The sequence below is a fragment of the Ekhidna sp. ABH4_415 genome (assembly GCF_056161305.1).
In genome coordinates this window covers 1-12,383 of record NZ_JBSWYW010000014.1, presented here as the reverse complement: position 1 = coordinate 12,383, position 12,383 = coordinate 1, and the positions used below count along the sequence as shown (strand labels likewise).

6 protein-coding genes are annotated in these 12,383 nt (G+C 41.9%); all 6 read right to left on the bottom strand.

The window, feature by feature from the left end; genetic code table 11:
• Positions 1–5,097 (bottom strand): hypothetical protein (locus ACXAH9_RS17115; protein ID WP_474896071.1); only part of this gene is annotated, 5,097 nt, incomplete at its 3' end.
• A 272-nt stretch (positions 5,098–5,369) separates the two neighbouring features.
• Entirely contained in the window at positions 5,370–5,726 is a 357-nt protein-coding gene (locus ACXAH9_RS17110) for a hypothetical protein (protein ID WP_474896070.1), read from the bottom strand.
• A gap of 57 nt (positions 5,727–5,783) precedes the next feature.
• Positions 5,784–5,984, bottom strand: a complete 201-nt coding sequence (locus tag ACXAH9_RS17105; RefSeq protein ID WP_474896069.1) for a hypothetical protein — start codon at positions 5,982–5,984, stop codon at positions 5,784–5,786.
• 457 nt (positions 5,985–6,441) lie between these two features.
• Positions 6,442–7,671: a hypothetical protein gene (locus ACXAH9_RS17100; protein ID WP_474896068.1), complete on the bottom strand. Its 1,230-nt coding sequence runs from the start codon at positions 7,669–7,671 to the stop codon at positions 6,442–6,444.
• Positions 7,672–11,526 (bottom strand): RHS repeat domain-containing protein, encoded by a 3,855-nt coding sequence (locus ACXAH9_RS17095; RefSeq protein WP_474896067.1) that lies wholly within the window; start codon positions 11,524–11,526, stop codon positions 7,672–7,674. It abuts the gene before it with no gap.
• Positions 11,527–11,891: 365 nt separating this feature from the next.
• Positions 11,892–12,236: a hypothetical protein gene (locus ACXAH9_RS17090; RefSeq protein ID WP_474896066.1), complete on the bottom strand. Its 345-nt coding sequence runs from the start codon at positions 12,234–12,236 to the stop codon at positions 11,892–11,894.
• Positions 12,237–12,383 lie beyond the last annotated feature (147 nt).

The window sequence follows — 12,383 nt, the reverse complement described above, 5'->3', positions numbered from 1 at the left end:
CGTTACCGTAATCGTGAAGGTCTGCGTTGCATAGGTGTCATCTCCACCATTCGCCGTGCCTCCATCGTCACTCAACACCACATCGACATTCGCTAATCCATTGGCATCCGCTGCTGGCGTGTAACTTAAGTTCCCACTTGCATCGATCGCAGGCTGGCTGCTGAACAGCCCGTTGTTGTCGTTCGTTACCGTGAAGGTTAATGTCTGGCCACTCTCATTCGCAGGGCCCGGACTCATCCCTGTCGCCCATCCGCTCACACTTTGGGCACCCGTATCTTCGTTGACAACCTGATTATTTCCCTTCATGAAGCTCGGAGCATCATTCACTGAATTCACCAATATTTTACCTGTAACGAGATCGGTGGAATTGGCATTGTCATTATCCTGAGCAATGACTTCTACAAAGTCTATCGTCCCAAAGTCATTCAAAGGGGGTGTCCAATAGGCATTATTAGATGCGTCGATTCGCTCATTTGTATTTTCTGCATATGGAGTAGCAGAAGCAGCATCGGTACCAATTTTCAATGAACCGCTTAGCACAGACTGAACGAGGAAAGCATCCACTGTACCATCGGTATCATTGGCATCAGAAGCGGCTAGCAATTCAGCAAAAGTGATTTCTACTTCCACATCCTCATTGGTGGTTTTGACCGGATTGGTCAATGAAGTGAATGTGGGTGCGTCAGTAGGTAAAATGGTCACATTTTGTGTTTCAAAGGATTGCCTTCCAAAACTATCGGTGATCTTAACAGATATGAGACAGGCAGTTGAAACTCCAACAACAGGCGGAGTATAATTAGGCGTTGCTGAGGTATTATCATCAAAGGTTCCGCCACATGAAGCTGTCCATTCATAGGTAGGTGTTAAGCCATCTCGGCCTCTTGCATCAATTAGTAAGCTATATGAGATTCCTTGTCCCATTTCATCCGGCACGAAAAAGGTAGTGGTAACAGGAACCTTAGCTACAGGGGCTAAAAATGAGAAATTCAAAAATGCTCGAATAGCCGCTACTTTCTCTAAATCAGTCCCTGCGTCTAATGTATGTCCTCCCTGATAAAGGACCATTCCATTTGCCGGATCCCCAAAAGCTGGTCCAAACACCATCTTAGCGGCTTCTCCGGGACTATTTGTTGGGATATCCGGATGATCAGGATCAAAAACTGCTACCTGAGAACTTTCCCTCCATTTCGCATTCAAATCAGGTAAATAGATTTGTTCTGAGCCATTGTTTGTGGCTCCATCATAGGTGCCCATAAACTGCATAAACTGATGACCCGGATATCGATAGGTGTAAGGACCGGTACCAGATGCATGACCATCATCAGAATAATGAAGGAGCTCAGGGTCACTAAGAAAATTCATTTTTTCTGTGCTATCATTTGGATTGCTCAAATTCTCGATGACACTGACTGCATGACATCCCGCCCAAATCCAGCCAGCCTGTCCACCATTATCCAAGGACTGATTCCAATAGTAGAGGTTACTATGGTCCGCCCAGGTTGGGTTTGCATGAGGTAATACGAAGATATCATCTGAGGCATCCAGCTCGTAAGGGTAAGCCGTCTTGTAGGCAGCCGATGGAATACCTGCCAGGTCAAAATAATTAATGGCGATCCCAGCGCTTTGTGTATCTATGGTCCAGGTTGGATAGGAAGAAAATGTGACGTAAACAGGCACATTGGTAGCATCGACGGTTGTGTAATTTCCTTCTACCCCCTCTTTACCAGCTCCACCTACCTTCGATCCATTATCCTCCCAGGAAGCTATCACGGCAGCTATCTCTGGAGTGATGTATTCTTCGGAGATGATAAAAGGAGCACCTTTGTAATCAAATCCTTCATGTGAAAAATCAATCCCATCTTTAGCTTTATTCACATCAAAAGCAATGGAGACAGGCACATCGTAGTTGGAGGTTAGGTCGAAAACCAACCCATAAGGCAATAATCCATCCTCAAGTCCCGTAGGATTACCCATGTCTATGATATAAGATCCTGCTGGAATAGTTGTTGGGGTGGTAGACACTCCATCCATGATGGTGATCTTAAAGGTTTTTACTGTTGAGTCCTCTCCACCATTCGGCGTGCCTCCATCATCAGAGACCGTTACTGTTACAATCGCAAGCCCTTGTGCTTTATCAGCTGGGGTGTAGGTAAGCTCACCCGTCGACAGGTTGATAGCAGGCTGAACGTCAAACAATGAGTTGTCCGAATTTGTAACATTTATGCTTAAGACCTGGGTTAAGTCCGGATCTCCATCATCCTGTCCGGTCAAAAATCCGGCAATATTCTGCGCACCTTCTTCATCGTAGGCAAATTCGTTTCCGGCCAGGGTAAAAACAGGTGCATCATTTAAGGCGGTCACATCAAAGGTATAGGTGTAAGCGGAAGCACTTTCATTATCCGCAGCATCTAAAACGGTAAAGCCGAAACTATCATATCCCACGCCATTTTCGTCGGCATTAGGTGAGAATGTGAGGTTTGAGAGGCTGGTTCTATCAATGATCTGATTGAGCGTAACATCGCTTCCATCCAATTTCAGCGCACCAACGGTCTCTAAAGTAGTAACCTTAATTCCATCAAAAGGAAGACCATCAGCATGGCCATATCCAGCTTCAAATTCTGCTATAGAGAAGACATGAATGGAATCTTCATCAATGGTATTTGTAATATCATTACCTGTAGGAAGGTTAGGTGGGCCAACAGTGATGTACATGGTGTAGGTTTCATCACTAAACGCACCATTGTCATCCTGGACCTTGAATGTGAAATTGAACACCCCTGTTGACCCAGGAGAGTTGTACCGCAACTTAGAGATATCATTTACAGAAACATCGAAATTATTAGTGACAATTGGGATGAAATTATATGTTAGTGAACCCAGCGTTATTCCGCTACGCTCCACGATACGAATGCCATCAAAAGGATCCCCTTCTACATCATTATACTGATCGCTGAATTCAGCAGATGCAAAAGCATGTGTAGATGAGGTAGCCATAGTTATGCCCTGATCTGCGCCGGTTGGCACATCATTAATTTCATTGATCGTGATTTTGAAACCCTCGGTAGGACTGGTGTCCACACCACCGTAGAGCACCCCTCCGTCATCGTATAAGTAGGCATCTACATTGGCCTGGCCAAAAGCATTTTCTTTTGGGGTAAATGTTAAAACTCCCGAAGCATTAATAGCTGGCTGCACTTCAAACAAGGCATTGTTGTCATTGACAACATTAAAAGTCAGCGTTTGATCGTCTTCGTTGGCAGGTCCTTTACTAATCGCGGTAGCCCAACCTGCTGTGTAAGAACCGAAATCCTCATTGATGGTGATATCTGTGCCCGGCACGAACGTAGGTTGATCATTGACCGGTCGAACGTTCAGCGTAAAAGTCTCTACTGTTGTAGGTGTGCCTGTACCATCATCTTGAACTGAAATCGTTATGGTGACTTCTCCGAATGCTTCCGGCTCGGGTGTAATGTCAATCTCTGGACTCTCCAGACTGGCTGAATTTACCCCATTATCTCCGTAATCATGGATGATATTTACATCCTTTACAATCGATTGATCGCTACTGGTCACAGTAACCGTGAGGGTTTGTACGTCTTCATCCGCTCCTCCTCCTTCATCTACAAAAAAGGCAATGCCGGTGATTGCATCATCTTCGTTAACAATCTGATCAGCAGGTACGGTGATTGACGGTGCATCGTTCACGGCAGTTACATCAAAGGTGATGGTGCCTGTGTCTTCGCTGTAATTGGTTCCATCAGAAACAGAGAATTTAAAATAGTCAAAGGACACGCCAAACTCATCTTGATTAGGTAGATAACCAAAGGTATTTGCATCAATTTGTACTTTCGTTACTTCATCATTTAAGGTCAGTTCTTCTCCTGCGTCGTACACCCCGTTTACGTTGATATCGTCTATGAAGACTAAACCATTTTGAGGCAATGAATCAATTCTAAGCTTCGCCATTGGGTCTCCATCCGGGTCACTATACCCCAAATCTGAAAAGGCGATGAATTTTGCTTCTTCTTCATTGGTGTTGAGGGTTGCGGAACCGGCAGCAGGTGGTAAATTATATGAACTCGAGCCATTTACTCCGTTATCCCTGTTAAGCACAACCACATCAGGAACGGTAAGTAAATTGTAGGTAGCATCAGAGGAAGAAATACTTGTCTCAATATAGAGTTGTTGCGTTCCGTCTTCAATCGCATCGTCAACTCCCGTTACATCGATGTATTGATAAGTATCCCAGTTCGAATCTGTAAATGTGATGGAAGATGGGCTAACAGTGGCCTCTCCTATATTGCTGGAGCTAAAACTTATGATCACATCATCAGAAGGTTCTTCATTTAATACAAATCCGATTTTATCCAGAACTCCACTTTCAAAGGTGACTGTTCGACCATTTGTCTCCAAAATAGTTACTCCTTTGGTGACACCTGGAGTATCTGTACATGAAGCTCCTGAGCATGTAAAAGGGCCATCTGAACCAATGAAAGTAGAAGTGATGATTTGATTTGCCGAACCGTCTGAATTGATATCACCAGCCCCTCCTTGATTATCAAACTGACCGGATTGAATATCTATCACACTGCCATGATTCATGAATAGATTTGCTCCATTATCATCAATGTTAAAGTCACCTCCAGATAAGGTTAGAGAGGCACTGTTCATGGTAAAGTTTGCAGGGTCAATGATTGTGACTGACCCATTTAAAGTAAGGCTCCCATACATTATCAGGTCCGCCTCATCTAAAGTGATAGACCCATTAACCTGATCAACATTCCCATATATTTGGATGGTAGCGCCAGGGTTCAGGTAGACATTTCCCGTTATGAGAGAGATGTCGCCATAAATGATTAAAGTGGCATTATCGTTTAAAAATATATTGCCAGATATCGTTCCAATATTTTGATCAAGCAATGCACATTGTCCGCTTGGAACAGAAATTCCATCTTCAATGTTGGTATCTAAGGTGGCATCACCTGCGCAATTGGGCAGAGTAGTAGCATGAGCGAATAACGCTGCACAAAAAATAAGAACAAATAAGGCCGTTTTATTCAACATAAATAATGCTCTCCAACAGATGTCGGTTGACACTTAAATTAACCTTTAAAGATCAGGAAATTCACGGAGGATTTCCATGTTGTTCGATGGCTGGGGGAATTTTCCGGTTCAATTAGGACATCATTCGATGAATGATAATCTAGAAATTATAAACACCGATAAAATCAGGATTTATATAAATGATGAATCATTGAGATATATGGATCATATTTACGTAATATCCAGAGGTTAGGAAAAATCGCTCTCTTATTTAGTGCGAATAGCAAGGGTGTTCAAATTGTATAGAAAAACAGACCAAATAAATACTATGCAGCTTCCTGCCAAACCACACTTCTGAAATTACGTTCAGGATTCGCAACTTCAATTCGTAAGGGATAGGGTTTTATGTACACGTTCACTTCCTTGAGACCCAGCTCTTCTCCGTCTACTGTTACTCCATTTCTGGAAAAATACTGATCAAGCGGTTTGATCTCATCATCTTCAAAATAATCATCATATACGTCGAAAAGGTGATCTTCCAGATATCCACCAAATTGTTGTTTCACTTCCTGGATTGAGTCCGAAAGGTTGTCCTCCAGCAAGTGCTCTACATTGCTCTTCTGCTTATAATGATTGATGAAGATTATCATATTTATGAGGCTTTCTAATTTTTGTAAGTCCATATCTTCTGAGTTTTAGTTAACATAAATTGTAATCACACGGTCATTTTTCCGCTTTTTCTAACAGGATTGACTAACCGTACGATTGAAAAGAGAAGCTCTATTAAGATTATTCAATACTTTCTTGGCTATTGAATGCTTTTCTATTGGAAAAGTCATCTCACAATCTTGATAATATTGGGTGTACTCACTATGAGTGACAATCAACAACCTGTAAAGCTTGTCTTGATCAGAGTAATTGATCACCAGATACTTTTTCATGGCAGTAAATATTTTTTGACGGTTAATACTTCAACTTCGACCTTCATGTATCGAAGCATATTCAAAAGTGAGCATGATTGAATTGAATTATTAGCGTAATTCCCTTAAATGGCTAAAATCAGGGAATCACGTAGCGTTAATAGGCCCTGTGTGAAGTCACAGAGAAAGTGTACACGAGCCTTTTTGCAGTCCGTAAGAGGATTTATTAAACATTGATTATCAATTACTTAAAGAAAAAGTGTAAAACATCTCTATCTGTTTTGAGATTAATTTTTGTATCATTCGTAATGGCTTCACTGATAGGCCAAATAACAAATAAATTAGAAAAGGTCTGTTCATCTTGATTGTAGCACTTCATGATCTCATTTCTAAAATAGATTCAGGAAGTCCTATCAGTCACATAAATAAGTAATAGAATTAAGTCGTTGATAGCACTGATCAACCTTAACAATTCACCTCAAAAGCTCACCTGATATCCAATTCTCGGAGTAAGCGGTCGCTGATTGAGGGTGTTATTTTTATAATTGAAGTCATACAGAAGGGAGACACTTAAACTGACCTTTCTGGAGATATTAAAGCGACGACCTACACCGGCTAATGCAGCATATTGCCAGGAAGTAGAAGAGGTAGATTCCTGGAACAATGACTTGTTCTTTACCAATTGATATTCTGTGTATAGAAAGAACCCTTTGAATATGTCATAGTTTGTAAACAAACTAAAGCCGTGTGCATCACCCGTCAGTGAGGTGGAGTCACGATTATTCAATTGCTCACGCAACATTAGTCCCAGACCTAATGAAAAGGATTGACTCCAACGATAACCCAACTGAATATTTGAATCCAGAATAACCGGATCTGTGGATTGGATCGTGATATTGCCGTTTAGAAATATACGTTCCTTCCAGGGAGTTCCTTCAAGGGAATTGCGTTTGATCCCCTCCTCTTCTTTACTGAGATCAGGCACCACTATATATTTCTCTTTAGCAGCTTTTAGCGAAAGCTGAGACTTAGTAAACTCTTCCGGGGAAATGTTTTGGAAGAAGTCGGTAACTCCGGAGCGGTCGATTTGCTGAATGTTGCCATACTCATCTACTATCCCATCCTTCATTTGCTCCGATACCTTGAATTCACTTTCCTGCCTGAGTTCTTCCGGTAGGTAGGATTCCAGTCGTTCCTTCATCTGAAAGCGGTCCGCCAGCACGGCACTATCCAGCTGCATGGAGTCTGGTTTGAACTGGTCCAGGTAAGCTGAATCATACTGACCATACGCCTCATAGATTTTTTGTACCTGCTCAAAATCTCCTCGTTTGGAAAGCTCCTGAAGCGCCCAGTCAACCGAATCTTCCGGAGGATCAAACCGGGTGTAATCAATGGCATACTCCTTAGGATTTTTGGGTTTGTATTTACCTAAAATAAATGCTTTCTTATTTAATTTTATTCCCTTCCATTTACCGATGGATTTCAGGCTGTCTTTATTCTCACGTTTGTATGTCTTCCAGGCCTTCTTAGCTGCTTTGATACTGTCCTTGGAATACGCTTGCTTATATGCCTTCAGTTTAGACCGGGCATCCTTGGACTTTTCTACTTTCTTCAGGTGTTTGTCAGAGACGTTTACATCGAATTTAATTTGAGCGTTTGCCCCTAAGCATGCGAGAATAAATACCAACCCAACAACTCGGAAAACCATTTAACAATTCAACTTGAACGTAAGAGGAACATTGTGGGTCATTGACTCCCCACATTCATCTGTTACGGTCAATTTTATTGTGTAAGAATCAGATGTGGATCCATTTTGTAATAACGCACTCCTTGTTACCGTCTTACTGGTTCCGCTTCCTAAAGGATACGTCTGACTATTTACCACATATTCCCATGTATAGCTATAGCTAGAATTGGTGCATGAGTGATCCCCTTCATTGATTTGCGACCCGAAAGTAAACGAAGAAGGTTCACCAGTCGGACATATCGATTGTTGAGCATTTCCACCGGTTATTTGAACCGACCATGGGTTGGTTGGACTTCCATCACCATTATCACCACCATCTCCACCACCTCCAGTGTCTTCACCTCCGCAGCTACTGTCCCAAGTTTGGATTTGAACACTTTTTGTGATCGTTTTTGTCATCCCACAATTATCAGTTGCCGTTACTTCTATGATTACCGTTCCGGTAGAGCCTCTTATTTCATTGTTATCTTTTGCCAGTATGGCTTGTGAACCTGTGCCCATAGAAACCGGTCCATTGCCCACATCATACGTCCAGGTATATTCTAGCGGCAAAGCATCCTCGCAATTGAATGCCCCTGTCTTGTGAGTTATACTATAGACTAGATCGTCTATATCCATTTCATGAGAATAGTCAATCGCATTGTTAGGATAAGCGCAAGCTGATGATGGTCCATTGATTGGATTCAAAGACCAATAATCTTCATAGATCATTACTGAGCCATCGTATACTTTGTTGTTTGCGTATTCCGGATTTTCCATAGTAAATGTATATGAATACGAGCCTTCCGTATTAAATGAATGGAATGCGGTTTTCCCTTCTCCTTTTGATACGCCATCTACCCGCCAGCTGTAAGTTCCCTCCCCATACATTTGAACATCTGTAGCGCTAAATGCGATGGAAGTGTCGATAAGTCTCGGATGACTAATACTTAGATTGGCACTCATTTCTGACTGAAAATCATCTGCATCACTACCATAATTATACCGGTACCTTTTGACTATGCTCCCATCATTATCCTTAACCGTTTGTAATCGATTCAGGTCATCGTACTCGTAACTTACTGACCTGTCATCCGGACCAGTTACTGATCTCACCCCTACCAATGACTCATAACTATAACTGGTTGACAGAGATTCCCCATTGCCATTGGCTAACGTACTGGTTGCAACAGTGCCATCCGCATGATAGCTGTACCGCTGTTCAATGCCACTTCGTCCGATCTGGCTAATAAGTTGTCCATTGGCGTTGTAATCGTTCGTGCTAACAAGCAGGTAGTTTGAAGGATCAAATGTTCCCGGTTCATTCATCATTAATGAATATGAACGATGAGGCAGTATTTGATCACCAAACGATTTAAAAGTTGTCAATCGTGCTCCGGAAACTTTGTATCCAGTGTAATGCGGATACTTGATGAGGCTTTTCTCCTGAATAGGTATGGCTACCTGGTTGTTATTTTTCATGTTTGTTAACACACCCGGATCTTCAAATCGGTCTGCTACTTCACTCAGATTACTGAAGGGATAATCAATATTTTTTTGACTAAAATGACCGGTGGACGATTCTGTTGTAACCTGAATAGGCAAGGTTTTGTGAAAACTGTCGTAATCAAAAGACGCAATGTTGGTCACCTCGCCACCTGCATCATAGGTAGTTGTAGTTCTTGTTTTCAACCGCGGGGCTTTCACCTCAATTTCATATTCTGACGTAAAGACAATATGTACATCCTGGGTAAGAAAACTAAAAAGCTCATCACGATCAGTCCTTAACTTATCAACCGCCAAACCAGAGAAAAGGGCTGTCGTCGGTGCATGCTCATAGTCATAGACTGTTTCGCTAATCAACATTCCACTTTCATCAAAAACCTCCGTCTTGACTTCTGAACCTCTGTCATAGACCTTCAGGTCGTAGGAGCTATACGGAGATTGATATGGTGTAGAGGATATTGCCTCATCTACTAGATTCTCCGTAAGTGTTTCTAGCTTAAATCTATTTTTTAACGGATTAATATCGGTTTCTCCATAATCAGCTTTGTAGTGATGAACGACTGATGATCCGTTTAATAAATTCGTTTGCTTCACCTTTCTATATCCGTGAGGAGACCCATTGAGATCATAAACCAATGATTCTGCTTGAGGAAAAACCACAAAACGATCTTCAGAATCAGAGATTCTCTCCACATACCGAACGTAGGCAGGTGGTGGTCCCGCAACAAAGTTGGTCAGATCTCCATCGTAGTACTCGTACTCAGTGCCACTGATCCGCACATCATATTCGTTGAAGCTTTCAATCCTGTACACCCGAACACCTCCTCCATTGGGGTGATTTTGATACCTGAATCTGGTATATCCTCCGGAGGGAAAGTGTACCTCCGTAAGGATATTTGCCTTGGCTGAAGCCCAACTGGATTTATCCATACCAGCCAATGCAAACGTAGCTGTCTGCCCTTGCTCATTTATATCTTCCTCAATTGCTGATGGAAATGGAACATATGCACGATGGTGTGGGCCGGAGTTATTATAACCCCAATGATCCGTGTAGTATGATCCTCTTGGTGGTAGTTGAAACCAATTATTGTCAGCTTCTGATTCTTCGTGCTTGTAGTTGAATTTTCGGATAGTTAATCCATCCTTTTTCACTGACTTCAACATCAAACGCTGCATATCTTTCGCAGGTGGGATCTGAGGGTAATTGAGATCAAAATGGTAAGAGGAAGTTGCATAATTGGTCTGATAGTCAAACGTGGTATTAGAAACAATCCCTCCGGAAGAATCTTTAAGCTGCAACGAGGTTAATTTCATAGCTCCCGGCATATCATTTCTGTCCTCATAATTAAATTGAATATTAGCCTTGGTGGTAACAATTTCTGTTAGTCTCTTTACTGCTGTCTCTGTGCGCGTTGCGGTTGCATCGTATCTTATTTCTGTCACCCATTCACCCTCCCAGAGGTTTCCACCCGGCAATCTTTCCCATTGATCATAGAGCGGGCTAATCCCTTCCATGTAATTTCCCAATGCAATAAACTGTGTCTCAGAACCCTCCTCTACCACTGTAGATTGACCCTCAGTCCCATAGTTAAAAGTGGTATTTTCAGAATCAGTGATCCCTGCATGGTCAATTGTGGTTAGGTGCCATGTAGATATATATTCCTCTGTCAATGAAGGGTCATATGCTGTTTCATTCACCTGGCTCCTTTCCACTTTTGTTACTTCTCGTGCATCAGGGGTATCACCGAAAATATATCGATTGCCATACGGGTCAGTGATCGTGAAATATGAATCTAAAGGATTTTCGATATGGAACTCAATCTTAAGTTCCGAATCAGGCAATGAAAAAATGTTATCATAATCCTTTGGAAGGTTTTGAGTGTTAAAACCATGACCCAAAATAAAACGACCACCGCCACCAGGATATTCAAAGTAGAAAATATCTTTTTCTGTATCCTGATGATTAAATAATGCATCTGATAGATTCGAAAATGTTTTGTTGGTATTGACAGGTGACTCTTCATCCGGGTGACCCAGTACGATCCGTGTAATTTTACCGCCGGCAACCAAGTTCCACCCCAGCCCAACCGGACCGGATTTTTCATTTACTTTAATCCCACTTGTAGTGTAGCTAATACCAACAGGAATGCCTCCACCTTTTAAAAGAGGTGCATGATACAAAGGCACAGATACGGATGCTGTGCCATTGAATGCATTGACCGGTAAGTTTATCTCTTTTATGGTGGATTGAGATGCGGCTGAGGGAAGTATTTGACACAGCGCTTGTGAGATAGCTGCTGAAAACACAGCTAAAAATAAAATGCTCTTCATTACTTTAGGCTAAGTTTGAGACATAGTGAAAAGGTACTTGCAAAGTATCACAAACTACTAAATCTCCCAAGTAGTTGCCTTGTTTTTTGGCTAACGTATTAAGCTTTCTGCAGTGACGCACGATATTCAGGACCAATTACAGAGAATCCTGGAGAGATAGCATGGACGCTACCAGCTGGAGGTGGTTGTATTTTTTTGGCACCAGCCGGGCTGTCCGCTATACTCCGGCCTACCCGCTTATCCTCCCATGCGGGGTGCCGCTTCCATCCCTGGTGCGGGGTGCTGCATCGATTGGAATGTACGTTAGCTAATAAAGCACAAGCGTCCGCTTGCGCTAGTTGGGGAATTTCTTCCTTTTAATTACATTACCTAAGCCTGATCTTTCTAATTAAGGTATACTCTTTCGATTCGTTTTTTCTAAACATCAACAATGTATCATCTCCATTAGGTTTGGAGATTGAATTATTTACCATCGCCTCATTTATTAATGAATAGCCATAATAACCAAGATAGACCCATTCTCCATTTATTGAAAAATATGGAGTATCTCTAACATCACTGATTTTAATATTTTCAATAACCCCATATTTTTCAAGCTGTAAATCTTCACTTCGATAAGCTTTTCTTCGATTACTTAAATAGATAGAACCTACAATCACCATTATTATGGTTATGATTCCTCCTATTCTAATTAGTTTTTTTATTTTCATTTTATTGTCAGTTTAGATGTCTGACCCTCACCATACCCCATGCTGCCGCAAGTTTGCAACTTGTGGCCATTCAATCCAAGAACTCAACATCTATTAACCCCTTGACACCTGCATAATCTCTGGCACTTGAATACAAGTAATCTTCGG